This is a genomic window from Halomonas chromatireducens (genome assembly GCF_001545155.1).
Classification (GTDB): Bacteria; Pseudomonadota; Gammaproteobacteria; order Pseudomonadales; family Halomonadaceae; genus Halomonas; species Halomonas chromatireducens.
The window spans coordinates 241,989-266,451 of the sequence record NZ_CP014226.1; the positions used below are offsets into that span (position 1 = coordinate 241,989).

General features: G+C 60.5%; 28 protein-coding genes and 1 tRNA gene. 18 read left to right on the forward strand and 11 right to left on the reverse strand.

From position 1 onward, the window contains the following. Window positions 1–19 precede the first annotated feature (19 nt). The 4 genes from LOKO_RS01200 to trmJ form a co-directional block, all read right to left on the reverse strand. A complete protein-coding gene (locus LOKO_RS01200; protein WP_066443937.1) occupies window positions 20–1,168 on the reverse strand; it encodes an aminotransferase class V-fold PLP-dependent enzyme in 1,149 nt (382 codons plus the stop codon). Window positions 1,169–1,217: 49 nt separating this feature from the next. Next, the gene (gene iscR, locus LOKO_RS01205) at window positions 1,218–1,688 is read right to left on the reverse strand and encodes a Fe-S cluster assembly transcriptional regulator IscR (protein ID WP_066443939.1); all 471 of its coding nucleotides are present in this window, start codon (window positions 1,686–1,688) and stop codon (window positions 1,218–1,220) included. A gap of 104 nt (window positions 1,689–1,792) precedes the next feature. Further along, a complete protein-coding gene (gene cysE, locus LOKO_RS01210) occupies window positions 1,793–2,656 on the reverse strand; it encodes a serine O-acetyltransferase (protein WP_066443947.1) in 864 nt (287 codons plus the stop codon). 87 nt (window positions 2,657–2,743) lie between these two features. Further along, window positions 2,744–3,535 (reverse strand): tRNA (cytosine(32)/uridine(32)-2'-O)-methyltransferase TrmJ, encoded by a 792-nt coding sequence (gene trmJ / locus LOKO_RS01215; protein ID WP_066443950.1) that lies wholly within the window; start codon window positions 3,533–3,535, stop codon window positions 2,744–2,746. Between the two features lie 174 nt (window positions 3,536–3,709). Here trmJ and LOKO_RS01220 point away from each other — a divergent pair, with 174 nt between their 5' ends. Further along, on the forward strand, window positions 3,710–4,504 hold the full coding sequence (locus LOKO_RS01220; RefSeq protein ID WP_066443959.1) for an inositol monophosphatase family protein: 795 nt from the start codon (window positions 3,710–3,712) through the stop codon (window positions 4,502–4,504). 78 nt (window positions 4,505–4,582) lie between these two features. Here the strand turns inward: LOKO_RS01220 and secF are convergent, their stop codons facing one another. The 5 genes from secF to queA all read right to left on the reverse strand — a co-directional run bounded on the left by secF (window position 4,583) and on the right by queA (window position 10,331). Further along, a complete protein-coding gene (gene secF / locus LOKO_RS01225; RefSeq protein ID WP_066443961.1) occupies window positions 4,583–5,512 on the reverse strand; it encodes a protein translocase subunit SecF in 930 nt (309 codons plus the stop codon). A gap of 9 nt (window positions 5,513–5,521) precedes the next feature. Then, on the reverse strand, window positions 5,522–7,372 hold the full coding sequence (gene secD / locus LOKO_RS01230; RefSeq protein ID WP_066443964.1) for a protein translocase subunit SecD: 1,851 nt from the start codon (window positions 7,370–7,372) through the stop codon (window positions 5,522–5,524). Window positions 7,373–7,578: 206 nt separating this feature from the next. Next, window positions 7,579–7,908 carry a preprotein translocase subunit YajC gene (gene yajC / locus LOKO_RS01235; protein WP_066443967.1) on the reverse strand — a complete coding sequence of 110 codons (330 nt, stop codon included), beginning with the start codon at window positions 7,906–7,908 and terminating at the stop codon, window positions 7,579–7,581. Window positions 7,909–8,007: 99 nt separating this feature from the next. Continuing rightward, complete coding sequence (gene tgt / locus LOKO_RS01240; protein WP_201025381.1) at window positions 8,008–9,126, reverse strand: tRNA guanosine(34) transglycosylase Tgt; 1,119 nt, start codon at window positions 9,124–9,126, stop codon at window positions 8,008–8,010. Between the two features lie 164 nt (window positions 9,127–9,290). After that, window positions 9,291–10,331, reverse strand: a complete 1,041-nt coding sequence (queA, locus tag LOKO_RS01245) for a tRNA preQ1(34) S-adenosylmethionine ribosyltransferase-isomerase QueA (RefSeq protein WP_066443975.1) — start codon at window positions 10,329–10,331, stop codon at window positions 9,291–9,293. Between the two features lie 139 nt (window positions 10,332–10,470). On the opposite strand from queA, the gene LOKO_RS01250 reads away from it, so the two are divergent. The 15 genes from LOKO_RS01250 to LOKO_RS01310 all read left to right on the forward strand — a co-directional run bounded on the left by LOKO_RS01250 (window position 10,471) and on the right by LOKO_RS01310 (window position 21,969). Beyond that, window positions 10,471–10,557 (forward strand) — tRNA-Leu (locus LOKO_RS01250). A 98-nt stretch (window positions 10,558–10,655) separates the two neighbouring features. Further along, on the forward strand, window positions 10,656–11,948 hold the full coding sequence (locus tag LOKO_RS01255) for a tyrosine-type recombinase/integrase (protein ID WP_066443978.1): 1,293 nt from the start codon (window positions 10,656–10,658) through the stop codon (window positions 11,946–11,948). A gap of 97 nt (window positions 11,949–12,045) precedes the next feature. Beyond that, complete coding sequence (locus LOKO_RS01260) at window positions 12,046–12,774, forward strand: hypothetical protein (RefSeq protein WP_066443981.1); 729 nt, start codon at window positions 12,046–12,048, stop codon at window positions 12,772–12,774. A 113-nt stretch (window positions 12,775–12,887) separates the two neighbouring features. Then, window positions 12,888–13,148: a helix-turn-helix transcriptional regulator gene (locus LOKO_RS01265; protein WP_083517363.1), complete on the forward strand. Its 261-nt coding sequence runs from the start codon at window positions 12,888–12,890 to the stop codon at window positions 13,146–13,148. Next, window positions 13,145–13,588 (forward strand): hypothetical protein, encoded by a 444-nt coding sequence (locus tag LOKO_RS01270; protein ID WP_066443988.1) that lies wholly within the window; start codon window positions 13,145–13,147, stop codon window positions 13,586–13,588. The genes LOKO_RS01265 and LOKO_RS01270 overlap by 4 nt, the downstream gene beginning before the upstream one ends. Then, the gene (locus LOKO_RS01275; RefSeq protein ID WP_066443995.1) at window positions 13,585–13,824 is read left to right on the forward strand and encodes a hypothetical protein; all 240 of its coding nucleotides are present in this window, start codon (window positions 13,585–13,587) and stop codon (window positions 13,822–13,824) included. The genes LOKO_RS01270 and LOKO_RS01275 overlap by 4 nt, the downstream gene beginning before the upstream one ends. A gap of 72 nt (window positions 13,825–13,896) precedes the next feature. Further along, on the forward strand, window positions 13,897–14,859 hold the full coding sequence (locus tag LOKO_RS01280; RefSeq protein ID WP_066443998.1) for a toprim domain-containing protein: 963 nt from the start codon (window positions 13,897–13,899) through the stop codon (window positions 14,857–14,859). 91 nt (window positions 14,860–14,950) lie between these two features. Then, the gene (locus LOKO_RS01285; RefSeq protein ID WP_158509916.1) at window positions 14,951–16,774 is read left to right on the forward strand and encodes a DUF927 domain-containing protein; all 1,824 of its coding nucleotides are present in this window, start codon (window positions 14,951–14,953) and stop codon (window positions 16,772–16,774) included. A 110-nt stretch (window positions 16,775–16,884) separates the two neighbouring features. Then, the gene (locus LOKO_RS01290; RefSeq protein ID WP_144439587.1) at window positions 16,885–17,439 is read left to right on the forward strand and encodes a hypothetical protein; all 555 of its coding nucleotides are present in this window, start codon (window positions 16,885–16,887) and stop codon (window positions 17,437–17,439) included. Beyond that, on the forward strand, window positions 17,436–17,645 hold the full coding sequence (locus LOKO_RS01295; protein ID WP_066444007.1) for a hypothetical protein: 210 nt from the start codon (window positions 17,436–17,438) through the stop codon (window positions 17,643–17,645). The genes LOKO_RS01290 and LOKO_RS01295 overlap by 4 nt, the downstream gene beginning before the upstream one ends. After that, a complete protein-coding gene (locus tag LOKO_RS01300) occupies window positions 17,642–17,836 on the forward strand; it encodes a hypothetical protein (protein WP_066444010.1) in 195 nt (64 codons plus the stop codon). The genes LOKO_RS01295 and LOKO_RS01300 overlap by 4 nt, the downstream gene beginning before the upstream one ends. Before the next feature lie 2,084 nt (window positions 17,837–19,920). Next, window positions 19,921–20,226, forward strand: coding sequence for an addiction module antidote protein (locus LOKO_RS01305; RefSeq protein ID WP_066452152.1), 306 nt, complete (start codon window positions 19,921–19,923; stop codon window positions 20,224–20,226). 266 nt (window positions 20,227–20,492) lie between these two features. Next, window positions 20,493–21,056 (forward strand): hypothetical protein, encoded by a 564-nt coding sequence (locus tag LOKO_RS19085; protein WP_144439588.1) that lies wholly within the window; start codon window positions 20,493–20,495, stop codon window positions 21,054–21,056. Window positions 21,057–21,088: 32 nt separating this feature from the next. Then, window positions 21,089–21,367 (forward strand): hypothetical protein, encoded by a 279-nt coding sequence (locus tag LOKO_RS19090; protein ID WP_144439589.1) that lies wholly within the window; start codon window positions 21,089–21,091, stop codon window positions 21,365–21,367. Next, the gene (locus LOKO_RS01310; RefSeq protein WP_066444014.1) at window positions 21,367–21,969 is read left to right on the forward strand and encodes a hypothetical protein; all 603 of its coding nucleotides are present in this window, start codon (window positions 21,367–21,369) and stop codon (window positions 21,967–21,969) included. Before LOKO_RS19090 ends, LOKO_RS01310 begins: the two co-directional genes overlap by 1 nt. A gap of 232 nt (window positions 21,970–22,201) precedes the next feature. Here LOKO_RS01310 and LOKO_RS19095 read toward each other — a convergent pair whose 3' ends face one another. Continuing rightward, entirely contained in the window at window positions 22,202–23,167 is a 966-nt protein-coding gene (locus LOKO_RS19095; RefSeq protein ID WP_144439590.1) for a hypothetical protein, read from the reverse strand. Between the two features lie 24 nt (window positions 23,168–23,191). After that, window positions 23,192–23,398 carry a hypothetical protein gene (locus LOKO_RS19100; RefSeq protein WP_144439591.1) on the reverse strand — a complete coding sequence of 69 codons (207 nt, stop codon included), beginning with the start codon at window positions 23,396–23,398 and terminating at the stop codon, window positions 23,192–23,194. A 410-nt stretch (window positions 23,399–23,808) separates the two neighbouring features. Between LOKO_RS19100 and LOKO_RS01315 the strand changes: the two genes are divergently transcribed. Both LOKO_RS01315 and LOKO_RS19590 read left to right on the forward strand, forming a co-directional pair. After that, complete coding sequence (locus tag LOKO_RS01315) at window positions 23,809–24,129, forward strand: hypothetical protein (RefSeq protein ID WP_066444017.1); 321 nt, start codon at window positions 23,809–23,811, stop codon at window positions 24,127–24,129. Window positions 24,130–24,205: 76 nt separating this feature from the next. Beyond that, entirely contained in the window at window positions 24,206–24,361 is a 156-nt protein-coding gene (locus LOKO_RS19590) for a hypothetical protein (RefSeq protein WP_158509917.1), read from the forward strand. Window positions 24,362–24,463 lie beyond the last annotated feature (102 nt).

A 24,463-nucleotide genomic window follows, 5' to 3' on the forward strand; every position in this document is an offset into this window, starting at 1 on the left:
TGTGGGTGGGCGTGACCGCCTAGCGGCGCAGGCCCGGAAGAGCATGTTGCAGGGCGTCCAGTGCCCTGTCGATATCGGCTTCGGTGGTGAAGCGGCCGAAGCTGAAGCGAAGCGATGCCAGCGCCAGAGGACGCGGCACGCCGATACCCTTCAATACATAGGATGGCTCAACGCTCGCCGAGTTGCAGGCCGATCCGGTCGAAAGGGCGATATTTCGCAGCGCCATCAGCAGCGACTCGCCGTCGACACCCTCGAAGGCGAGGTTGAGAATATTGGGAACAGAGACATCGACAGCCGTGTTGCGGTGGATGCCACCCAGGTTCGAGAGGCCCTCGAGCAGCCGGTCGCGCAGTGCCAGGATGCGGGCCTGGTCGGCTTCGCCCTCCCGGGCGGCCAGGGCGAAGGCCTCCCCCATGCCGGCGATCTGGTGTGTGGGCAGGGTGCCGGAGCGCATGCCGCGCTCATGCCCGCCGCCATGAATCAGCGGTGCCAGGCGAATATCCGGGCTGCGCTTGACGTAGAGAACGCCCACGCCCTTGGGGCCGTAGACCTTGTGGCCGGAAAGCGACATCAGGTCGATGCCGAGTGCGGCGACATCGAGGGGGATGCGCCCCACCGCCTGGGCGGCATCGACATGAAACAGCGCGCCGCCGGCGTGGGCGACTTCCGCCAGCCCCGCCAGGTCATGGATGCAGCCCAGCTCATTGTTGACCGCCATCAGCGAGACCAGGACCGTATCGGTGCGCATGGCATCGCGCAGCTGTTCGGGGGTGACGCGCCCGTCCCGCCCCGGGGTCAGCCAGGTGACCTCGAACCCTTCCGCCTCCAGTGCCAGGGCGGTGTCCACCACCGCCTTGTGCTCGATTTTCGAGGTGATCAGGTGGCCTCCCCGGCTGCGGTTGGCGCGCATGTAGCCGATCAGTGCCAGGTTGTCGGCCTCGGTGGCACCGCTGGTCCAGACGATCTCACGCGGATCGGCACCGATCAGGTCGGCGACCTGGCGGCGGGCGCTCTCCACGGCCTGTTCCGCCTGCCAGCCGAGCATATGGCTGCGCGAGGCGGGATTGGCGAAGATGCCGTCCTGGGTGAGATGGCGCTGCATCACGTCGGCGACCCGAGGATCGACCGGCGTGGTCGCGGCATAGTCGAGATAGACGAGGTCACTCATGGGCTCGCAGGCGTCTCCATGCGGGATCTTGTGTGGCGACTGTCGGCGTTCAGGGCGCGGAGGTCAGGATGGTGTTTGCATCCAGGCGACCGCGCTGGCGCTTGGCGATACGTCGAACATCGCTATTTTCCACCAGCTGCCCGAGGGTGATGCCGTCGAGGAAGCCATGGATCTGCTCGGAAAGGTCACACCACAGGTGGTGGGTCAGGCAGGTATCGCCCTGCTGGCAGTCCGACAACCCCTGGCAGCGGGTGGCATCCACCGACTCGTCCACTGCGTCGATCACCTTCGCTACCGAGATTTCCTCGGCCGGCAGCGCCAGCAGGTAGCCGCCGCCAGGGCCGCGAACGCTCTTGACCAGAGCCGCTCGGCGCAGGCGCGCGAAAAGCTGCTCCAGGTAGGGCAGCGAGATTTCCTGGCGGCGCGAGATGTCAGCCAGGCAGGTGGGGCCCTTGTCGCTGTTCAGGGCCAGGTCGAGCATGGCGGTGACGGCGTAGCGCCCCTTGGTTGTCAAACGCATGGGAGCGTACCTCTGCGCCATCGTTCAGGGCTGGCGCTCAGGTGGCGAGGCCGGCTGGCCACGGGAATCAGGAGGTCCATTATGGTAAAGCCCGAGTGTTCCGGTCAACCATTGCCCTGGTGGACATCGCCCTTTTCGTCTTTCCGCGGTGTTTGCCGGTTCGGCTTTGGGGGGCCGCAGCAGGCATCGACGTCGTCGAGGATATCGGCGAAATCCTCGTCGCGCAGCTCAGGCAGCTTGCCCTCGCGATAGCTGGCATCGAGCTTGCGCAGTGTGCCGCACATGCGCTCGATGCGTTCATCCACGGCATGCATGTGGTCGAGCATGGCCTGGATCGAGCGTGCTACCGGGTCGGGCATATCCTCGCTGACCCCGTAGGCGTCGAAGCCGAATTTCTGGCAGATCGCCTCGCGCCGTGCCGGATCGATATCGAGTACCGCGGCCGCGTCGGGCTCCTCGCGCTTGACGATCTTGCCCGGAATGCCGACCACCGTGGCTCCGGCAGGCACCTCCTTGGTCACCACCGCATTGGAGCCCACCTTGGCCCCGGCACCCACCGTGAACGGGCCGAGGATCTTGGCACCTGCGCCGACGATCACGCCCTGTTCCAGGGTGGGGTGGCGCTTGCCCTTGTGCCAGCTGGTGCCGCCCAGGGTGACGCCCTGGTAGAGCGTGACGTCATCGCCAACCTCGGCGGTTTCTCCGATTACGACGCCCATGCCGTGATCGATGAAGAAGCGCCGGCCGATCTTTGCCCCGGGATGTATCTCTATGCCGGTCAGCCAGCGCGAGAAGGTAGACAGGGTGCGCGCCAGCCACTTGAGATGCTTCTTCCACAGCCAGTGTGCCATGCGATGGAGCAGCAGGGCATGCAGGCCCGGATAGTTGGTCAGCACTTCAAGGAAGTTGCGTGCCGCCGGGTCGCGGGCGAATACGCTGTTGATGTCCTCGCGCAGACGTTGAAACATGCGGCGGTCCTTGGGTGGCGGTAGGGCGGAGCCGGTAGCGGCATCTGTCGGGGTGACTTTCCATATTGGGGGCGCAAGGCGCGGGCTTCAAGGCGTCGGGGTATCACTGTCGTCGGCGTCGTACCGCTGTTCCACCTGTGTTCGAACTGCCTGCTTCTCCGTGGCGGTGAGAATGCCCCGCAGGATGTTGAGCTCCATGCGCTCGGGGCGGGCTTTCAGGGTGAAGCGACGCAGTCGTGCCATCAGCTGCCGGGGCAGGGACGGGTCATGGAAGCCAATGGTGATCAGGGTGCGTTCCAGGTGAGCGAAGTAGTGCTCCAGCTCCTCGTGGCTTGCCAGCGGCTGGTGTGGCTCGGCCTCGGCGCCTTCCTCCTCGTCCTGCTGAGCCAGCCAGGCCAGTCGGCACTCGTAGGCCAGTACCTGCACCGCCGCGGCCAGGTTGAGCGAGCTGAAGTCCGGGTTGGTCGGGATATGTACATGGGCATGGCAGCGCTGCAGCTCGGCATTGGAGAGACCGCTGTCTTCGCGGCCGAACACCAGCGCTACCCGCGATTCGGCGCCGGACAGCTCGTCGGACAGCCGGCTGCCCAGCGCCCGGGGCGTGATCATCGGCCAGGGCAGGGTACGTGAGCGGGCGCTGGCGCCCACTACCAGAGTGCAGTCGGCAACGGCCTGCTCCAGGGTCTCGACCCGGCGGGCGCCATGCACGATATGATCGGCACCGGAGGCACGGGAAATGGTGTCGCTGGTCAGCGGCTCGCAGCGCGGCGCCACCAGGGCCAGGTCGGCAAGCCCCATATTGTGCATGGCGCGGGCGGTGCCGCCGATATTGCCAGGGTGGCTGGTGCCGATCAGAACGATGCGGATGCGGTCGAGCATGAGAGTCCTGCCTGTCGCGTCACGGGGAAAGGAGGGCGCAGAGTCTACCATGTCCGTTTGCGGCGATGGCACAGTCGGGCCGACTCTGCTAGGATTCGCGCCGACACGTTCGACCCGCACCTTTCGTTCGAACTAGCCTGTTCTTTAACACCACCGACGCTCCAAGGCCCGATCATGCATCCGATGGTCCAATTTGCGTTGCGCGCCACGCGCAGTGCCGCCGAACAGTTCCTGCGCATTCGCGAGCGCATCGAGAACTCTCACGAGGAACACAGTCTTGAGCGCCTGCTCGAGGACACCGCCCGCAATGCCGAGACGCTGATCGCGCATCAGCTCAGCCGCGGTTATCCGCAGCACGGTATTTCCGGCCGCTTCACCCCCCACCGTTCCGGCGAGGGCGAAGGGCAGGACGTCGAATGGCGGATCGAGCCCTTCCATGGCTATTCCAGCCTCAGCGTGGCCGGCAAGGGCTTCGCCCTGTCGCTGGTCTGTCTGGTGAAGGGGCGCCCGGAGCATGCGGTGGTGATATGCCCCTTCAGCGATGACGAATACCTGGCCAGCCGTGGCCGCGGTGCCCAGCACAACGGCAAACGCATTCGCGTGCCCAAGACCACCGCCATCAGCGGTGCCAGCCTGGCCATGAGCCTGCCCGAGTTCGACCAGCGCAGCCGCCACCTGCCCGCCTACCTGACCCTGGTCCAGCAACTCGGCCCTTTGGTGCAGCTCCAGTTGGCCACCGGCAGCGGCCTGCTCGACATGGCCGAACTCGCTGCGGGTCGCGTGGATGCCGCCTTCGTGCTGGGCCTGGAAGAGCAGGACCGCCTGGTTGGCAGCCTGATGCTCAAGGAAGCGGGTGCGCTGATGGGCACCCCTGACGGGCAGCCCTCGGTGGAGGACGATGGCCGCCTCATGGCTGCCGGTCCGCGCCTCTACAAGGCCCTGGTGCAGCAGCTCAAGCCGCACTTCTGATATGAGATGGTGCGCAGACGAAACCGCCCCCGCAGCGTCGCTGCGGGGGCGGTTTTGGTTCTAGCCAGGGAAGACGCCTTACGGCAGCTCCTCCTCGCCTTCTTCCAGATCCTCCTTCTTCGGCGGGATCAGGTCCTTGCGCTCCAGCTTCACCGCGAGCAGCAGGGCCGCGGCGACGTAGATGGAGGAGAAGGTACCCACCACCACGCCGATGATCAGGGCGATGGAGAAGTAGTGGATCATGTCGCCACCCAGCAGCAACAGTGCCATCAGTACCAGCAAGGTGGTACCAGACGTCGCCAGCGTGCGGGACAGGGTGAGGTTGATGGCTTCGTTGAATATCGCCGGCATGTCGTCGATTCGCGACTTGCGTATCGTCTCGCGGATGCGGTCGTAGACCACGATGGTGTCGTTGAGCGAGTAGCCGATCACCGCCAGCAGCGCGGCCAGCACGGTGAGATCGAAGTCGAGCTGGAACAGCGAGAAGATCCCGACCACGATGATCACGTCGTGCATCAGTGCCAGCAGGGCGCCGATGGCGAACTTGTACTGGAAGCGGAAGGCGACGTAGAGCATCACCACGCCCAGCGCCACCATCAGCCCCAGGCCGCTTCGGTCGCGCAACTGCTCGCCCACCTGGGCGCCGACGAACTCGGCACGGATCAGCTCGACGGTGTCGCCTTCGGCGCGCAGCAGGCTGACGACACGGTCACCCACTTCAGGGTCGAAGGCCTGCTGCAGGCGAATCAGCACCTCGGTTGAGGCGCCGAAGGTCTGCACCGAGACGTCACGGAAGCCGGCGTCCTCCAGGATCAGGCGGATAGCCTCCAGCGAAGGCGCCACGCCATAGCGCACCTCCACCAGAGTGCCGCCGGTGAAGTCCAGCCCCAGATTGAGCTGCTGGAACAGCAGCGAGACGATCGACGCCAGGATCAGTGCCGCCGACATCATGAAGGCGATGCGGCGCTTGCCCATGAAGTCGAATTGTCGATTGATGAGGGTTTTCATTACCACCTCTTATATCCAGAGCTTCTTGACTGGTTTACCACCGTAGGTGAGGTTCACCATCGAGCGGGTCACCAGCAGAGCGGTGAACAGCGATGTGATGATCCCCAGCGACAGGGTCACGGCGAAGCCCTTGACCGGTCCGGTGCCGATCGAGAACAGAATTACCGCCACCAGCAGGGTGGTGATGTTGGCATCGACAATCGAGGTGAAGGCACGCTCGTAGCCGGCATGTATCGCCTGCTGTATCGACAGACCGCTGCGTAGCTCCTCGCGTATTCGCTCGAATATCAAGACGTTGGCGTCTACCGCCATGCCCAGTGTCAGCACGATGCCGGCGATGCCGGGCAGGGTGAGAGTCGCACCCAGCATCGACATGGCGGCAATCAGCAGGGTCAGGTTGAGCGCCAGGGCCACGTTGGCAAAGATGCCGAACACCTTGTAGCGGATCAGCATGAACAGCACCACCAGCACCAGGCCGATCTGCACCGACATGACGCCGCGCTGAATGTTTTCCGCGCCCAGGCTCGGGCCGATGGTGCGCTCCTGCACGAAGTAGATCGGTGCCGCCAGGGAGCCTGAGCGCAGCAGCAGGGCCAGTTCAGCCGCTTCGGTGGGCGAGTCGAGCCCGGTGATGCGGAAGCTGTTGCCCAGTGCGCTCTGGATGGTGGCCAGGCTGATCAGGCCGCGCTCGGTATAGGGCTCGCGTACGGTGATTTCTTCACCGTCCTCGATCACCGTGGTGTCGCGGGTCCGGTGTTCGATGAAGAGCACTGCCATGTTGCGACCGATATTGGTGCGCGTGGCGCGGTTCATCAGCGTGCCACCGGTGCCGTCCAGGTTGATGTTGACCTGGGGGCGGCCGTTTTCGTCGAAGCTGCGGCTGGCGCTGGAGACGCTGTCGCCGGTAATGATCACGTCGCGCATCAGGTCGGCGGTGCGCGAGGGATCATTGCGGAAGCTGAAGCTCTGAGTCTCGATATCCGGGGTGTCGGGGCGCGCTTCCAGGCGGAACTCCAGGTTGGCGGTCGCACCCACCACCCGCTTGGCGGCCACGGTGTCTTGAACGCCAGGCAGCTCGACCACGATCCGGTCAGGACCCTGGCGCTGTACCATGGGTTCGGCCACGCCCAGCTCGTCGACCCGGTTGCGCAGGGTCGTGAGGTTCTGGTTGACGGCGTAGTCCTGGAGATCGTTGACCGCCTGCTCGGTCATGGTCATGACCAACTGGGCGCCACGCCCATCGCCGGCGCTATCGTAGTCGAAGTCGCGAAATTCGCGGGCTATCAGCCGGCGCGCGCTGTCGCGATCCTCTTCGTTGGCGAAGGTGAAGGTCAGGGTGCGCCCTTCGATCTCGGTGCCGCGGTAGCGAATGCGCTCGCTGCGCAGCTGCTCGCGCATGGCGCTGGCATTCACTTCGAGGCGCTGCTCGAGCGCCGCGTCCATGTCCACCTCCAGCAGGAAGTGTACGCCACCGCGCAGGTCGAGCCCCAGGGTCATGGGGGAGGCGGAGAGCGCCTGCAGCCATTGGGGGGTCGCTTCGGCCAGGTTGAGCGCCACGACGTAATCGTCGCCGAGCATGCCGGCGATCATGTCCCGGGAGCGCAGTTGGTCGTCTGGGTCGTCCAGGCGGATCAGGACCCGGGTGTCCTCGCTTTCCACGCCCTTGATGTCGATCCCGGCGTCGAGCAGCGACTGGCGAATGCTGTCGAGCTGGTCGGCATCGATGGTGGCATCGCCGCGGACGCTACTGATCTGTACCGACGGGTCTTCCGGATAGAGGTTGGGCAGCGAGTAGACCAGGCCTACGAGCAGCACAATGCCTATCAGCAGATACTTCCACAGGGGGTAACGGTTGAGCATGCGAGCCCTGCCCTTTGGTTGCTGAAAACGGGTTGCTGAAAACAGGTTGCAGAAAATGAAAAGAAGTGGCTGATACTGTGGCCAACAAGACGGCAATACGGCCGCATGCCGGGGGCGCGAAGGGTGCCCTGGGCATCGGCCGGATTGCGACCCTCGCCGTTACCCGACCGGGGAGGGTCGATCGGCAAGGACGAGGAGCGTCGAAGTCAGATGGACTTGATGGTGCCCTTGGGCAGCACGTTCGCCACAGCGCTCTTCTGTACATTGACCTCGGTATTGTCTGCGATTTCCAGGGTAATGAAATCATCGCCAACCTTGGTGATCCGGCCCAGCAGGCCGCCGCCGATGACCACCTCGTCGCCCTTGGAGAGGCCGCCGACCAGCTCGCGGTGCTGCTTGGCACGCTTGGCCTGAGGACGCCACAGCAGGAAGTAGAAGATCAGTACGAAACCGACCAGCATGATGATCTGTGCCATGCCGCCACCGGCGCCGCCGGCGTCCTGGGCCATGGCCGGAGAGATGAAGAAGTCCAGCATGAGAGGCGTGTCTCCTGAGAGGGTAAGTTAAGGTTGCGTGCGAGAAACGTTCATCGAGCGAAGCTGCGGGGCGGGTGGGCCACGGCAGTCGATCGACAATCAATTCGGTGCGGGAGGTACCGGCAGCCCCCGCTGCTCATAGTAGCCTTCCACGAAGTCCGCCAATGTACCCGCTTCGATGGCACCGCGCAAACCGGCCATTAGGCGCTGATAGTGGCGCAGGTTATGGATCGTATTGAGCATCGAGCCGAGCATTTCGCCGCAGCGGTCCAGGTGGTGCAGGTAACCGCGGGAGAAGTTCTGGCAGGTATAGCAGTCACAGCCCTCTTCCAGGGGTCGCGTGTCGTGGCGGTGCTTGGCATTGCGGATCTTGACGGTGCCTTCGGCGGTGAAGAGGTGGCCGTTGCGGGCGTTGCGGGTGGGCATCACGCAGTCGAACATGTCGACGCCGCGGCGCACGCCTTCCACCAGGTCTTCCGGCTTGCCCACGCCCATCAGGTAGCGCGGGTATTCCTCTGGCATCCATTCGGGCAGATAGTTCAGCACCCCGATCATCTCCTCCTTGGGCTCGCCCACGGAGAGACCGCCAATCGCCAGGCCGTCGAAGCCGATTTCGAGCAGGCCGTCGAGGGAGCGGCGTCGCAGCTCGGGGTACATGCCGCCCTGGATGATGCCGAACAGCGCCGAAGGCGAGTCGCCGTGGGCCTCGCGGGAGCGTTTCGCCCAGCGCAGCGAGCGCTCCATGGAGAGTTCGGCTTCCTGCTCGGTGGCCGGGTAGGGGGTACACTCGTCGAAGATCATCACCACGTCGGAGCCCAGCGAACGCTGCACCGCAATGGATTCCTCGGGCCCCATGAACACCTTGGCGCCATCGACTGGCGAGCGGAACTGCACGCCTTCTTCGGTGATCTTGCGCATCTTGCCCAGGGAGAAGACCTGGAAGCCGCCGGAGTCGGTGAGGATCGGCTTGTGCCATTGCGAGAAGTCGTGCAGGTCGCCATGGCCCTCGATTACCTCGGTGCCCGGGCGCAGCCACAGGTGGAAGGTGTTGCCGAGGATGATCTCGGCGCCGATCTCCTCCACCGAGGCGGGGGTCATGCCCTTGACCGTGCCGTAGGTGCCCACCGGCATGAAGGCGGGTGTTTCCACCGTGCCGCGGGGGAACGTGAGTCTGCCGCGGCGGGCCCGGCCGTCGCTGGCCAGCCGCTCGAAGGACATGAAGGATTCGTTACGCATGGATATCTCGATAAGAAAACTGGAGGGGCCGAGCAGGGCCGGGCAAGGCAAGCGCTGGCGAACTCACGGCGCTGGCCGAGCATGAAGCCGGGTGTGAACGAGTCGGCGTTGAATTCAGCATGATCGCCCTCAGTGTGTCTTGCGATTCAGGAGCTCTTTCGGGTTAAAAACATCGCATCGCCATAGCTGAAGAAGGCGTAGCGCTCGGCCACGGCTTCGCGATAGGCCGCCATGGTCGACTCGTACCCGGCAAAGGAAGACACAAGCATCAGCAGCGTCGACTCGGGCAGGTGAAAGTTGGTGATCAGGGCATCCACGCAGCGCCACTCGTAGCCCGGGTAGATGAAGATATCGGTCTCGCCGCTGTAGGGGGCGATCTCGCCGTCGCTGCTGTTGGCGCAGGCGCTCTCCAGGCAGCGCACGCTGGTGGTTCCCACTGCTACCACGCGGCGACCGGCGGCGCGGGCGGCTCGCACCTTCTCGCAGGCGGCCTCGCCCACGTCGATCCACTCGCTGTGCATCTGGTGTTCGCGGATGTCGTCGGCGCGCACCGGCTGAAAGGTGCCGGCGCCCACGTGCAGGGTGACGAAGGCACTGTCGATTCCCTTCTCCGTCAGGCGCTGCAGCAGCGGCTCGTCGAAGTGCAGCCCGGCGGTGGGGGCGGCCACGGCGCCGTCGCGGCGCGCATAGACTGTCTGGTAGCGCTCGCGGTCGGCCAGCTCGTCCTCGCGGGTGATGTAGGGCGGCAGCGGCATATGGCCATGACGCTCCAGCAGCGCGATCAACGGTGTGTCGCCGAGGAAGCGCAGCTCGAACAGCGCATCGCGGCGGCCCTCGACCACGGCATGGATGTCGCCCTCGAAGACCAGCTCTGTGCCGGGCTTGGGCGACTTGCTGCTGCGCAGGTGGGCCAGGCCGCGGTGGGCGTCCAGCGGACGCTCCAACAGCATCTCCACCTTGCCCCCACTGGCCTTGTGGCCGTGGAGTCTCGCGGGAATCACCCGGGTGTCGTTGAACACCAGCAGGTCGCCGGGCTCGAGCAGCTCGAGCAGGTCGACGAAGCGCCGGTGGGCCAGCTCGCCGCTGGCGCCATCCACGCACAGCAGGCGGCAGTCGCTGCGCTGTTCGGAGGGGTAGCGAGCGATCAGATCCTCGGGAAGCTCGTAATGGAAATCGGCGCGCTGCATGCAGGTTCGGTTCCGCAGGAAAGGTCGGCAGAAGCGGCTGGCGGGCAGCCGGACAAGCCCGCAAGGATACCGAAAAATGGCCGCGTCGTCAGGCATCCCGATTGACCTGCGGTGAAGGCCACGTATAATGCACCGCGCTGCCGGCGTGGCGGAATTGGTAGACGCAGCGGATTCAAAATCCGCCGGGTGCAAGCCCTTGTCGGTTCGAGTCCGACCGCCGGTACCACTAAAAACAGCAACTTACCTTCCTTCCTTGTGGTTTGACGTGGCATGACCTAGCATCCAATAACATATTTTATGTTGGTAGGGATGTTGGTAGAAGCCATGCCCAGAAAAGCCCGTACTCTATCCGCCCTTGAAGTGAAGCGACTCACCACCCCCGGTTTTCATGCCGTGGGCGACGTTGCCGGTTTGCTGCTGCGTGTCGATAAGAGCGGCAGCCGTTCATGGATTCTGCGCTACACCACTGGCGAGACGCGCCTGGCCGCGAGCGGCAAGCCCTACAAGGTGCGCCGGGACCATGGATTAGGCGGCTACCCCGATACGTCTCTAGCAATGGCCCGCGAGAAAGCCCGCAAGGTCCGCGAGATGCTGGCCGAAGGTATCGACCCTCTGGCAGAGCGCAAGGCCGCCAAGCAAGCCCGATTGGCTGCTGAACTGGCGCGGTTGACGTTTTCTGAGGCTGCCCAGGCCGTTATCAAGGTGAAGCAAGCCGAGGCCAGCAATCCGAAACACGCGCGGCAATGGCGGCAAAGCCTGGAGGCATACGCCTTACCAACATTGGGCGCCATGAGCGTGGCCGACATTGAGCTGGTCCACGTCAAGCAAGCCCTTGAGCCCATCTGGCAGAGCAAGCCCACCACCGCCGCCCGCGTGCGCCAGCGCATCGAGTCCGTTCTGTCATGGGCGACCGCCCACGGCCATCGCACCGGCCCAAACCCTGCCGCCTGGAAAAGCAACCTTGATGCTGTACTGCCGGCGCCAGCCAAAATAAAGAAGAAAGCCCACCACCGCGCCATGCCGATTGATGACATGCCGGCATTCTGGGCGCGGCTGAGCGAGCGTGACGATATGCCGGCCAAGGCGCTGGCTTTCACCATCCTGACCGGCTGCCGGTCCGGCGAGGTATTGGGCGCGCGTTGGGAGGAGCTAGACCTGGCGGGGGCGGGTTGGATAATCCCCCCGGAAAGGATGAAGGGCCGCCGGGAGCATCGCGTACCGCTGTCGCCGGCTGCCGTTGAGCTGCTGCGTTCGTTACCCCAGGCCGATGCTGGGCTGGTATTCACCCGCGACAAGGGGCGCAAACTATCAGACCGAGCAATGACCGACCTGCTGGCCGCCATGGGCGAGAAGGAGCGGGCAACCGTCCACGGCATGAGGTCTACGTTCCGCGACTGGATGGCGGAGCGTACCGCAACACCGCACGATGTAGCAGAGATGGCGCTAGGCCATGCGATAGCCAACCAAGCAGAGGCTGCCTATCGGCGCGGCGACCTGCTGGCCAAGCGCGCCCGGCTAATGAAGCAATGGGCTGCCTTTCTTGTCACCACGGCCAGCGCCAGCGACAAGAAGATAACGGCGATCCGTAAGGTATCCAGCAAGGTATCCACCGAATGACCGATTTGGCCGGCTAGGGCCGTACACCTGAACGCGCGGCAACTCCACCGCGCCCGCCGGCCAACCTTCCCTGGAGTGAGCGCGAGGAGTAGCGCCGATGGCAATTTCACCCTGGCACGTTGCTGCCAAGCTGAGCGGCGAGCAAGTTGCAGCAATATTGGGTGGCTACGATATAGCAGCCGCCGAAGCCGGATATGTGCGAGAGCTTAGGCTTCAAGAAAAGAATGAATGGGAGGGAGTGATATTGCAGGCGGTGCAAGATGGCAGTTTGAAAGCAGTCTATAAAGCCGCTTACATTAAATGGAATCGTGACGCGGTTGCGATGACGGAGGATGGAAGAGACTCCACCAAAGGTGACTGCATATCGCTGATTCACGATGAAATAAAGTTTGCAAGCTTTGGTGGGGAGGCAAAAGCATGGGTGGAGCAAGATAGATTCAATGAAGGGCTGTTAAGAAGAGATGCTGAAGTTTTAGAGTCCCGTTTTACCTTCGAGCGCCAAGAGGTCTACCGTTGGCTAAAGGCGTCAGGCATTACCGACAATGACATACCCGAGGCGCTGCGCGTCATGCCTAAGCCCCAGGCGCCAGCCACCCCGCAAGATAAGCCCCTTCACCACAAGCGACGGCAAACCTACCTGAAATTGGTAGAGGGGCTGGCGCTTGAGGTGCTGGGCGGCGAGATACCAGACGAGCCCTACAAGGCAGCCGCCATACTTCAAGCGGTGCTGGAGCGTCACGGGCTGAAGCTGGATGACGAGCCGATAGCCAAGACGGTGCAAGAGATACTGGCCACCCGCGAGGAGCGCGCCAGCGACCCCTTTTGATGCGATATAGCACTATGTCGCATCCATGACGGACGGCACCCGCCCTATATAGGACTGCCGGCCAACTTGCCACGCCATGCTGCCTGCGAATCCACAACGCAAGGCAGCACCACATGGCAGATCCCACCCGCGCCGCCACCACCGGCGGCAATGACACCACCGCGCCGGAGAAGCAAAGCGCCAGCAATGCCTGGCACGCCTGGCTTTCCGTCAAGCAACTAGCCAGCCGCTACGGCGCCCATGAAGCCACCATCTGGCGCTGGAGCCGTGAAGGCCGTTTTGTCCAGCCGGTAAAGCTGGCAGGCAACCTCACCCGTTGGTCACTGAGCGACGTTGAAAGCTGGGAGCAAGCCCAGCGGGAGGCGTCGGCATGAGCGCGCTTTATCACTACACCAGCGAGCGCCACCACCTGCCCATGATTCTCGCCAGCGGCGAGCTGAGAGGGCGCGCCGATATGGAGGGCGAGCGCCCCCTGGTCTGGTTTTCGGCCCATCCGTTCTGGGAGCCCACCGCCACCAAGCCCCGCTGGACGGGCGGCCTGCTGGTCCCGCAAACCTTCGAGGAGTACAGCGACGTTTTCGGCTGCGTGCGCTTTGCTTTGCCTGCCGATGATGGCCGGCTGATGGACTGGCGCCGAGCGTGCAAGTTTGCCCGCATTCCCAAGCGCGACCGCTGGGCGATGGAGTCCATAGGCAAGGAGGCCGGCGGCGATCCGCGCCACTGGCTGGCGGTGGTCGGACCTGTGCCGCTGGAGGAGCTGAAAGTCGAGCGGCTGGAGGGCAACCAATGGCAGCCCATGGAGGTGAGGGTATGACGCTGACTGACCGCTACTACCTGAGCCGCGCGGCACTGAGCGGCGACGCCTGCACCATGGAGCGCGCCAGCTCCGCCCTGGCGGCTATCACCCAATGCCTGCAAGACGACGCCACCTTGGCCAATGCCTTTCGTCGTGACGGGCTGCTGACCGCTATCGACATTATTGCGGGCGAGTTGGCCGACCGTGCCGACTTCCTGCGAGAGATGGCAGAGGAGGAGGGCGATGATGTTTGAGCTTTCGCACCTGCTGGCCGGCGCCTGGCGCTGGCTTACCGGCAAGCCCAAGCAGCGCAAGGAGGGCGAGGCATGACGCCAGAAACGACAAAGGCCCGACTCTCCGAGGAGAGCCGGACCCCTTTTGAAGCGCCACCCAAAGCGCCCCCCAAGCATACCACCATCGAGGCCGCACTGGCTGAGGCTTTGGCCCGGCAGGGCGTGACGCTGGCGCCCAGGGCGTCAGGCCGCTTCGAGCGGTTCGCCACACCGGACAAACCGGACAGCAAAAACGGATGGTATCGCATCCATTCCCCCCAAGCGGCGAGCTTTGGCATTTGGCATTGGGACGTGGTGGAGGCTGTGTCACTGCATGGCCCAAGCGATCCCGAAGCCGCCGCCCAAGCCCGGCTGGAGGCCATGCGCGAGCGTGAACGGCGCGACCGTGAGAGGCGCCAGCGTGAAGCGGAAGCCAAGGCGATGGCCAATCGCTGGTGGTCCCAGGCCGGCCCCGGCGATCCGGCCCACCCCTGGCTGGCCCGCAAGCGGCTACCGCCCTACAACTTGCGCCAGCGTGGCGAGATGTTGCTGGTGCCGCTGTTCTTCGAGGGCGAGTTGGTCAACCTGGAGCGCATCTATCCCGATGGCAGCAAGCGCCCCCTGCCCGGCGGTCGCGTCAAAGGTGCGGCGAGCCTGATAGGCGACCTGGCTGGCGCCAAGCGCGTGCTGGTGGCTGAGGGCTGGTCAACGGCTGCCGCCTTGCATGAGGCCATCGGCTGCCCCGTGGTGGTCGCGCGCAATGCCGATAACCTGGCCCCGGTTGCGCGGCGCCTGCGGCAACGGCTGGGGGATGACGTGGCCATGACGGTCTGTGGTGACGATGACCGACACTTGCCGGCCAAGGGCAAGGCCAACAAGGGCGCGGTTGAGGCCCGCCACGCTGCGCTGACGGTTGGTGCTGACCTGCTGATGCCGTCGTTCTGCAAGGGCTGCCGGAGCTGCACCGACTTTGCCGACGTTCGCCTTTGCCGGCTGGGAGGTGTCCATGGTGGCTGAATACCGCGATGCCGATACTGTTGATATGTTCGGGCAGCCGCCGGCCCCTGAGTCTGACCATGCCCCATTGGACGTGTCCCAAGTGTCCCATGTGTCCCAGCCCGCTAACGACGCGGCTTCGCGCCGGGACACCAACGGGACACCACCGGCCCCCACGTGTCCCATCGCCAGAGAGGTGGACCCCAGCGAGGGCAAGCCGGAGAAGGTCAAGGAGCCCAGGCGCCCCACCTTCGCCTGCTACCTGCACCCCAGCCAGTTTGGGCCGGCAGGGCTGTACTACCACGGCCAGCGCCAGCCCAGAGGCGACGGCGACCCCGAGCCGTTCGACATCTGGATATGCAGTCCCGTCGAGAGCCTTGCCGCGACCCATGATGAGCGCGGCGACAATCATGGGCTGCTGCTGCGCTTCAAGCCGCCCTATGGGGCGTGGCGTCAATGGTCCATGCCCCTGCGGCTGCTGAAAGGCAGCGGCGAGGAGATGCGCGGCGAGCTGCTGGACATGGGCGTTCGAATCAGCCCTGACGGCTTCAAGCTGCTGCACCGCTGGGCGTCCCAATCACTGCCCGATGAGGTGGTGATAGCGGCCACCCGCGTCGGCTGGCACCAACTGGAGGCGGGGCGCGCTTTCGTCATGCCCCGGCGCACCATCGCCCAGGGGGAGCTGGTCCACCGCATTACCTTCCAGAGCGAGGTGGCTGGCCAAGACGAGTACGCCACCGCCGGCAGCCTGGAGAGCTGGCGCCAGCATATCGGTCGGCTATGCAGCGGCAACCCGCTGATGGTGCTGACCGTGTCCACCGCCTTGGCCGGCCCCCTGCTGTTCCTGACCCATCGGCAAACCGCCGGCACCCATCTGGTAGGCGATTCGAGCAACGGCAAGACCACGCTGCTGGAAGTGGCGGCGAGCGTCTGGGGCGGTCCCGACTTCAAGCGCACCTGGCGCGCCACCGGCAACGGGCTGGAGGGCGTGGCCGCCGCCCTGAGTGACACGGCGCTGATTCTGGACGAGATAGGCGAGGCCGATGGGCGCGAGGTGGGCGCGACGGTTTATGCGCTGGGCAATGGCACCGGCAAGGCCCGCGCCAGCCGCAACGGCAATGCGCGCCGCCCCCATCGCTGGCGCATCGCAGTGCTGAGCAGCGGCGAGCGCACCCTGGCCGCCCACATGAGCGAGGCCGGCAAGCGCCCACATGCCGGGCAGGCGGTCCGGCTGCTGGATATTCCCGTCAAGCGTCGGCACGGCGCCTTCGATGACCTGCACCACTTGGCCGATGGGCGTGCCTTTTCCGACCACCTGAAAAGCGAGGTGACGCGCCACCATGGCCACCTTGGGCCGGCATTTATCGAGCGGCTGGTGAGCGAGGAGCGCGACCTGGCCGGCGAGGTGGACAAGTTCGCCCAGCTACCGGGCTTCGCATCGTCCCGCCCGCTGCAAGGCCGGGCGGCTAAGGTGCTGGCGCTGATAGGGCTGGCCGGCGAGATGGCCACCGAATACGGGCTGACGGGCTGGCAGCCGGGCGAGGCCATGGCCGCCGCTATCGACGCATTCCAAGCATGGGCCGCCGGCCAAGGGGGCGTGAGGTCCGAGCATGAGCAGATATTGGCCAACGTGTCCGGCTTCATTGAGCGACACGGTGATGCCCGTTTCAGCAACGTGAGTGCCGACCCGACCCATACCCCCATGGTTCACAACCGCGCCGGCTGGTGGCGCGATGATGCCCAGGGCCGGACCTACCTGTTCAACGGCGAGGCGCTGGGCGGCTTCGACCTGAAGCGCGGCACCGAAGCCCTGGAGGTGGCCGGCTGGCTGGTCGAGCGCGAGAGCGATAAGCGGTCTGTGCGCATGACCATTAACGGCAGCCGCCGCCGCGTCTATGCGATCCGCCCGGTTGAGGGTGAGGAGGTGCCGGTATGAGCCTGGACGATGTTTATCGCGCCTTCGCTGGGACACCTGGCCCCGCGACGTGTCCCGCAAGTGTCCCGGCGCCAGCCCGCATGGTTGAGCGGATGGGACACGTCGGCCCCATGGGACACCACGAAAAGGAGGAGCAGCAAGACAAGGCCGGGCCGGCGCATGAGGTCGAGACGCTGCTGGCCGCCCTGGCTGATGCGGGCCGCGACCTTGGGCCGGCGCTGGCGCATCGCCTACGCGAGACGCTGGCGCCCCTGAGCCGGCAGGTACGGGCCGAGCTGGTGGCTGTGATAGATGACGCCTTCGAGGTGGCGCCGGACCTGATGACCGCCCGGCAGCAAGCCCGCCGCTTGCTAAGGAATGCTAAGGCGCTGGAGGCTGCCCAGGCGGTTTGGCCAGCCTATCCCGAGCGACCCGCCCCGGTTGTCAATGTCGAGCCGCTGGCGCCCTGGCTGGCCCATATTGACCGCCACTGTGAGCTGGTGGCGGACGACCGGCGCTATTTGCTGCACCACCTGTCTGGCAGGCCACAAGTTGAAGCGATGCGGTTGGCGCACCGTTACGTCGAGGCGTGGGCCGCTGCTGCTGATGCCGAGTCCCAGGCCCACCGCCGCGCCAATGCCGGCAGGCGGGCCGCTAACGCGATGCTGAGAGGTACGACACCATGAGACGACGCAACCGTAAGGGCCGCCCGTCCAAGGCCGCTTGTGACGCCTATCGGCGGCTGGTGACTGATGATTCTTCCCGACTAGAAAAGGGCGGCATTGACCTGGAGACGCTGCCGGCCATCGACCTGGACACCCTGCCCGAGATTGACCTGACGCTGCCCGAGGTGGCGTTAGACGCCGGCACCGGAGAGGAGCCAACGCCATGAGCAAGAATCCCAGGCGGTTTGCCGAGCCCGTGCGGCTGATAGTGAGTGTCGAGGCCAAGGTGGTGACGGCTATCGACCGGCTGATGACCCAGGGGCGTCACCATGGCCACCGCAACCGTGCCGAGTTTGTGCGCCTGGCCGTCGAGCGAGAGCTGGCGCGATGCCAGTCTGATGATTTTCATACCCCTTAAAAGGGCAGGTGGTTTGAAAAACGATCAACCAATATCAAATGGCGCCGCCAGCTGGGCGCCTTTGCTGCTTCTGCCTGTCTGATAATTTTCCGAACACACGCGCTCGGGAGTTTCTACTCGACCCTACTTTAGAAAAAGTCGTCAGCCTGTTAGCAAATGTTCGCAAGCTGCTATTATTCCTGGCCAATATAGAGTGCCCGCATATCAGAAAATGACGGACGCTAACCATATTAAGCTCAACATAGCCGCTACATATTAGGTTCGCTGATCACTTCCGATTGTCGTCCTGAATGCATGAAACAGCCAAGAGTCAACTTTCATTGATATAGATCAATCGGTCGCGCCGGCAAGAAGCGCACTGTTGCCTCGTAGCTCAGGGATAAGACGCTACGCAGCCATGGATGACCGCTTTCGTAGCTTAGGGATTAGACGCTACGCAGCCAAGGATGGCTCTTTACCAGCCTGTGCCAGCAGTTCAAGAGTAAAGAATACAGGCTTGGGGTCAGCCGTCCGTGGCTATACTGCTTCCTTTTGACGCGCCCCGTTGGCGAAACAGCATCCATGCCGGCACGCGAGTTCAGGCGTCAAACCAAATGTGGCACATTCCACTACTTATTTTGGTATGGCATTGTCACGAAAGGTACTTCGACACCCACCCCGTACCCGAGGGGCCGCCGAGTCCCAGGCGCCCGCTATTTACGGCGGTTTTGTTGCGGTTTCGTTTCCGCATAGCGGCAGCATGAAAACCCGCACTACGTCAGGGCTGATGGGCGATCCGCATCCGGAAGCGGAATATTGATTCCAGCTAAGGAGGGCAGCCATCCATGGCCAAGCTACTAAGCAGTGTCCGTCCGTGGCTAAGCTGCCTCGTAGTGCTCCGTTGACACTCTCAGCGACCGAGCCGACTACTGAAAGCGTCCCATGTAGAGAAACAAAAATTTACGTTTCAGGGAAGAATGATTTGGCTCCGCCTCATGGGCATGGGGATCCTCACTCTATCCGCTGAGATTCCTGGTGTCTGGCCATTTTTTGGCGGGTCCCAATCAGGGCCATAACCTTGGCCATGGGGCGCGGAGAGCCCGGCCAGCGGCATTTTTTCGGTTTTGCATGCGCTCCACCACCACTTGGCAAAAACCGCGTGGTTGGCCGGCTGCGAGGCGGTGAAGGTGCTGAAATGATGTTAGCTTTTGTTAAGGTTCGCACGTTTGGTGCGCACCATAGGTACGCAGCGGGTGCCGCCTATCGCTACTAGGAAAAACTTGTATCTGCAACCTGACATTGCCGCCAGCTAATGGCCCGTCAGGATGCTAGGGTGCTGGCGGCAGTTCCGTTGATTCTCCCCGGTAAAAAGCCGAGCCTGACGCAACCCAAATGCTGCTGCCGCCTCCCTTGTGGTTCGCGGTATGAGTTCGCGTCTGACTGCGTGACGATGGTGCGTGAAGGCGCCTGCTGGTATCCGTCCCGGTATCCACCAGAGAGCGCGCCAACACGTTGTCACCTGGTTGCAGGGTAAAACAAGTGAGGCAGCTACGTCAGAAAACGTCAGGCTAACCGTTGGTAGTCAAAAGCCAACGCATCGGCGGGGGAGAGGGCGGCCTGATTCTTGAGCCACTGGCGCCTGCGACCGGAGCTGCCCCTGTCCTTGGTTGCTAACTCACCTGGCCCTTGCTGCAGCCTGGATGCAGGCGATAACAGGCTGGGCAGCATCATGCACAACCGCCAGCCGCACCTGGCCCCTACCATTGGCATGGCAGCCCCAGGTGATACGCGCCGGGCAGGTAGCAGCGAGAAAGGGCGGCGATAGGCGTGGCATACTGTCGCAAGGCAAGGCAGCCAAGCGCATTGCAAGATGTTGGTAGATATGTTGGTAAAATGATTTTAACGGCTTCAAGCCAATGATTTTCAAGAGATATCAGCGGATTCAAAATCCGCCGGGTGCAAGCCCTTGTCGGTTCGAGTCCGACCGCCGGTACCACTTGAAAAACAGTCGCTTACGAGCGGCTGTTTTGCGTTCCTGGCCCTCCAGATTCCTATGCACGCAACGATTTCTTCCTTTCTGTAGCTTTCAAGCTACAATGCTTCCGATGAAAAGCCACGACACCGCTGTTATTGAAATGCTTCGCGATGATCCAGACATGGCGCTCAAATACCTGCGCGCTGCCTTCGACGGGCTGGACGAGGAGGGTGGGGAATCTGCCTTTCTGATGGCGCTTCGTCATGTGGTGGAAGCCAAGGGCGGCATGGCTGCTGTAGCCGAACGCGCTAAGGTCTCACGCGAAAGCCTATACCGGGCCCTGTCACCCAAAGGCAACCCTACACTGCGAACCATGACCGCCGTCATCAGAGCGACCGGTATACATTTCCACGATCTGATGCATCACGCCTCATGATGTGGTCTGCTAGCGCCATATGTTATTGCATCCCCTACACAATGTGGCTGATGAATGACCACATGATCGAGGGCGCTGGGCAGGTGAGCCCAGAGATAGGAGCGCCAGATGCCCAAGCAAACAGGGATGGCTGCCGTCTAGCCAGAGCGGCAGCGGCAAGGTGGTACCTGGGGATGGCTTCAGGATGAGGAGTGTCAGACTTGAGCAATGGACGCAGTAATGTCAGGTTAAACTAATATTAATAAGAATTTAAAAGGGTGGGGACAGTGGAAGAAGATAACAAAGAAATATTCAGGCTCTCATATAATGGGGGTATCGTTGATGAAAAGAATGGTATCAGTATTAGAACATTAGGGAGCACGCTCCCTCATTTCCAAAGGGCGATTGATAAATCAGTAATTTACGAAAGAGATGGTGCTTTCAATAAGGGTCAGGGGGCTGGAAAAAAGACATACCCTAGCGCTGATTTAATGTTTTATATTCCAGAGGAGGGATCGTTTGTTATTCCTCTTTTTGGTAAGGTGAAAAAAGGGGCTGTTGAATTTTTCAACTGGGCATTCAGTGAGCCCTACAACAAGGCTATTGTAGGGGATGTTTCGATTGATCCCGAGCACCAAGTTAAAGTCTACCGTGCAAGAATAAAGTCAGATGATGTAGAGCACAAAACTCAAAAAGATTTAATGGTATGGGGTAGTAAGGATAAAAGATATTACGCAAGATCCGCCATGTTGCAGGATATGGACAGCATGTTTAGCGTAATAAAGGCATCAGGTTCCAGTTCAATGAGGCTAGATGTTGTAAAAAAAGCTGCGAAAGGTCATATAATATAACTGAAAATGTAGCCAAGAATTTTACAAGTCTTGTGAAGGTTGTTCGTCCGACAGAACCGGTAGTATACAAAGGTAAATATCAGGGCTTTAAAGCAAAAGCATTGAGTGGGGCAGTATATGAGGTGTACATTTATAGCGCTTATTCTAATCATGTGATTAACATTTATGTTCGCAGCGCTGGAGATCTAAAATTTTTCACCGGATTAAATCATAATCAAGAGGTCGTTTTTTGGGCAAGCCCTTTGCAGAAATACGGGGCATTTGACCCGGGCAGTGGAGCAGCAGAATTTATAAGCCCGGTGATGGACTGATGGTTGCCGAAAAGGTTGTTGACGAGATTTTTGAGAGCGTAAAACCCTATGTTAATTTACGTAGGGCAGCAATTTTTTTATTGGTAATTCTGTTAGCGTCGCCCAGTGGCAGAGATTTGTTTTTTATTGAGTATAGGGGTTTGTATTTGCAGGAAGGTGTTGGCTTGTTTGTTGAGTCAGTGGCGAAATCAAGGTTCGATATTAGTTTTTTTGCATTTTTTATATGTTTTTTAATGGCTCCCCACTTAAGCCATGTGTTGGCAATGATTACGTTTAGAATCAATGACAGGTTGTCATATATAGATGACTTTTTTAAAGAGTGTGAGGGCGATATCGACTTGGATTTTGATGTGTTGAATGAAAGAAGGAGGCGCTTTGTTCGAATGGCAACAATAATAAAAAGCTCACTGGAATCGTTGTGTTCTCTCTATTTTTGTGGGATTCTGTTTTTAATTCTTTCGGATGATGTTTATTGGGCAATCTATGCTGGGGCGGTAATAAGCGGCGGGTTGATTTTTTTGATATATGTAGAGTGTACAAGCAAGGTGGTCAGAGATTATGCAAGATCAGTTTATTTGATAAGGCTGAAGTCAGAAAGGTGATTGGTGGGTTCGAGGTGGCGAGGTCATTTATTTGGCTATTTCCACCTACAGTGATATGCGAATCCTCGCTCTCGTCGAGCAGAGCTAACCTCCTTCTGTTCCTTCTTGGCGTATCAGAGCGTTTTCCGCTTGCTTATCGAAAAGCACCCTTCTCGGTATCCCTGTGCCAGCTGACTGCATGATAGGTACATAGCTAGAGCGTGGCACTTGCGCTGACAGGCTGGGGTGTGGTTTATTTGTTATATCTGTTTCCTTTGTTAAAGTTGTTCTGCAGTCTTTTGTATGTATCAAAACTAAAGCCAGAAACAGTTAGAAGCTTGTCTCGGGGGATTGAGATGCAGTCGTGATTAGTTAGTTCACTAAGATGGAAATCATACTCAGTGGTAAAAGTGAGATTCTTCTTCTTGTCTCTATAACCAGATGCGACAGGAATGATCTGTATTGAAGTGGAAGCGATGCTTTCTTCGTCTGGTTCAGGTATTATAACAGGTAGGCCAATATAAAACTTGTCATTTTCAAGGGTTATCAATGAGTATGTAATGCTGCGATATTGAAGCGCTGAAAAAATTTCATTCATAGCATCTTTGTTGTCTCTGTTTATATCGCCATCGACAACAGCCTTAAAGGCTTTTTCTCTAACTGACTTTATATAGTCATTGTAGGCTAGATCTTCTTTGGCTTTATTGGCAATGATCAGAAGTTGATGCTCTATGGGGGATTTTTCAAGAAATATTCGCTCAATGCTACATGCTTTTATATGCTCAATCCAAAAAAATTCGGCAATTTTTTTGATTGTTTTTCTTTGGCTTTTGCTTATAAAATTTATCAGACCAAATGTTAACCAAGTGATCAGTATTGAAACAATCGATACTGATGCCATGTCGATACTGGCGTCTGAGGCAGCAGTTTGAGATAGCCTAAATACATGGCTGTCCTCAATAAAAGAAGATACAAGGCTAAATATACTACTACTGGAAGTAAGGGAGAAGCCCGTATTGTGATAAATTAAAAGGCCGAGCTTTGGGAGTGCTGCGCCAAAAATAAAAAAAATTGCGGTAACAATTATGAAACCAAATGCAGCAGCCCTTATGTATAAAGACCATCCATGATACAAGCTTATTTTAATTTTTTCGGGCGGCCAAGAGGATATGTAAAGGTAGCCGCATATAAGTATTGGGAATATAAGAAAACCTATCAAAGGACCCCCTTTCCCTGCATTGTATTAATGCTTAATTTTGTTGTTTTTAAAAAAGATATCGATATTCTTTTTTTCTCTAAGTGAGGCTTCCTCATGTCCACTGTATGTGGCAACTACAGTAGAGGAACCTATTACACGAATGCCGCGCTCTCGGCTCGCCTTCTGAGCAGCTTCTGCTGCCATTGACTTGATTGCTTCAAAATCAATGCGCTTTTCAGTTTTTGTAGCCATGATAATCATCTCCGCGATAGCCTAATGCTATTATTTTTATTTTCTTCATAATTTATATTAATTGGATGTGCTTGGTGGTTCTGTTTGCTACTCAACGGGTAAGGAAATATACCATATCTAATGCGTAGCACAAGATTAGCATTAATGAGTAATTACTTTGTGACCACAGCCACGAATAATCTAGCACTTAGTTGGCAGGCCTGGATTCATAGAATAACCGCAGCACTTTGGACCACACGGTAGAAGCAGGAGGGCCAGCGCCGGTACCCTTATGAAAAACAGTCGCTTACGAGCGGCTGTTTGCGTTTCTGATCCTCTGCTTTCTCGACTTTTTTGCTGGTCCAAAATCCCAAACCACCTCCATCGCTATGATAATGTGATGCAGTGGCGATATCGGCGGGGGTGCGAGCATGGGGATGGAAGATCGGGAGGAGAGCTGGAAGGAGGGGGATCGGCGTGAGGGCCGGCCGCCGCCGGGGTGGTTGAGGCGTGGCCGCGCAGGCGCCGACGAGGAGTTCGCGGATGAGGCGGGCTTTCCACCCCGGGCGCATCAAGGGAGGAGCCGCGCGGTGGGAAAAGCCGAGCGGCGGGGCTTCCATGTGGTCAGTTTTCTCATCGGCTGCGCGGTGACCTTCGCCCTGCTGATGGTAGTGCTCAACCTCAGTCCGGAGGCGCTCTACGTGCCCTTCGAGGTGACCCGCAGGGCGCTGGAGACCCTCGGCGTGATGTGATCCTTCCGCTATTTCCTTGATGTGCCTCAGTATCGACGTCATGCTGGCGGCTATACTGAATTACGAGGAGTGCGTCATGGGTGTGAAGTGGTTCGCCGCAGCATTGATCGTGCTGGGGGTAGGTTTGACCCTGTTCGGCTTTCAGACCCAGAATCCGGCGCTGTTCGTCGGACTGACGCTGGCCGTGCTGGGCGTCGTGGTGATCCTGACGAGCCGCCGAAAACGATCGTAAGTGCCTGACAAGGCCCGCCGTCGGGCTTATCATGTCGCTATCGTTACAGTCCTTCTCCCCAATGCGGGCGAAGGGCTGTTTTAGTTGTAGGGTTGCCAGCGC

Excerpts from the sequence above, each read along its gene's own strand:
- cysE (WP_066443947.1), bottom strand. The coding sequence starts at position 2,656 with ATGTTTCAACGTCTGCGCGAGGACATCAACAGCGTATTCGCCCGCGAC.
- LOKO_RS01300 (WP_066444010.1), top strand. The coding sequence starts at position 17,642 with ATGAGCAAGAATCCCAGGCGGTTTGCCGAGCCCGTGCGGCTGATAGTG.
- secD (WP_066443964.1), bottom strand. The coding sequence starts at position 7,372 with ATGCTCAACCGTTACCCCCTGTGGAAGTATCTGCTGATAGGCATTGTG.
- iscR (WP_066443939.1), bottom strand. The coding sequence starts at position 1,688 with ATGCGTTTGACAACCAAGGGGCGCTACGCCGTCACCGCCATGCTCGAC.
- LOKO_RS01260 (WP_066443981.1), top strand. The coding sequence starts at position 12,046 with ATGGCAATTTCACCCTGGCACGTTGCTGCCAAGCTGAGCGGCGAGCAA.
- LOKO_RS01200 (WP_066443937.1), bottom strand. The coding sequence starts at position 1,168 with ATGAGTGACCTCGTCTATCTCGACTATGCCGCGACCACGCCGGTCGAT.
- LOKO_RS01255 (WP_066443978.1), top strand. The coding sequence starts at position 10,656 with ATGCCCAGAAAAGCCCGTACTCTATCCGCCCTTGAAGTGAAGCGACTC.
- LOKO_RS01220 (WP_066443959.1), top strand. The coding sequence starts at position 3,710 with ATGCATCCGATGGTCCAATTTGCGTTGCGCGCCACGCGCAGTGCCGCC.
- LOKO_RS01275 (WP_066443995.1), top strand. The coding sequence starts at position 13,585 with ATGACGCTGACTGACCGCTACTACCTGAGCCGCGCGGCACTGAGCGGC.
- trmJ (WP_066443950.1), bottom strand. The coding sequence starts at position 3,535 with ATGCTCGACCGCATCCGCATCGTTCTGATCGGCACCAGCCACCCTGGC.
- LOKO_RS01280 (WP_066443998.1), top strand. The coding sequence starts at position 13,897 with ATGACGCCAGAAACGACAAAGGCCCGACTCTCCGAGGAGAGCCGGACC.
- LOKO_RS01315 (WP_066444017.1), top strand. The coding sequence starts at position 23,809 with ATGGGGATGGAAGATCGGGAGGAGAGCTGGAAGGAGGGGGATCGGCGT.
- LOKO_RS01290 (WP_144439587.1), top strand. The coding sequence starts at position 16,885 with ATGGGACACCACGAAAAGGAGGAGCAGCAAGACAAGGCCGGGCCGGCG.
- LOKO_RS01305 (WP_066452152.1), top strand. The coding sequence starts at position 19,921 with ATGAAAAGCCACGACACCGCTGTTATTGAAATGCTTCGCGATGATCCA.
- LOKO_RS01270 (WP_066443988.1), top strand. The coding sequence starts at position 13,145 with ATGAGCGCGCTTTATCACTACACCAGCGAGCGCCACCACCTGCCCATG.
- LOKO_RS01295 (WP_066444007.1), top strand. The coding sequence starts at position 17,436 with ATGAGACGACGCAACCGTAAGGGCCGCCCGTCCAAGGCCGCTTGTGAC.
- LOKO_RS01310 (WP_066444014.1), top strand. The coding sequence starts at position 21,367 with ATGGTTGCCGAAAAGGTTGTTGACGAGATTTTTGAGAGCGTAAAACCC.
- yajC (WP_066443967.1), bottom strand. The coding sequence starts at position 7,908 with ATGCTGGACTTCTTCATCTCTCCGGCCATGGCCCAGGACGCCGGCGGC.
- tgt (WP_201025381.1), bottom strand. The coding sequence starts at position 9,126 with ATGTCCTTCGAGCGGCTGGCCAGCGACGGCCGGGCCCGCCGCGGCAGA.
- LOKO_RS19590 (WP_158509917.1), top strand. The coding sequence starts at position 24,206 with ATGGGTGTGAAGTGGTTCGCCGCAGCATTGATCGTGCTGGGGGTAGGT.
- LOKO_RS19100 (WP_144439591.1), bottom strand. The coding sequence starts at position 23,398 with ATGGCTACAAAAACTGAAAAGCGCATTGATTTTGAAGCAATCAAGTCA.
- secF (WP_066443961.1), bottom strand. The coding sequence starts at position 5,512 with ATGAAAACCCTCATCAATCGACAATTCGACTTCATGGGCAAGCGCCGC.
- LOKO_RS01265 (WP_083517363.1), top strand. The coding sequence starts at position 12,888 with ATGGCAGATCCCACCCGCGCCGCCACCACCGGCGGCAATGACACCACC.
- queA (WP_066443975.1), bottom strand. The coding sequence starts at position 10,331 with ATGCAGCGCGCCGATTTCCATTACGAGCTTCCCGAGGATCTGATCGCT.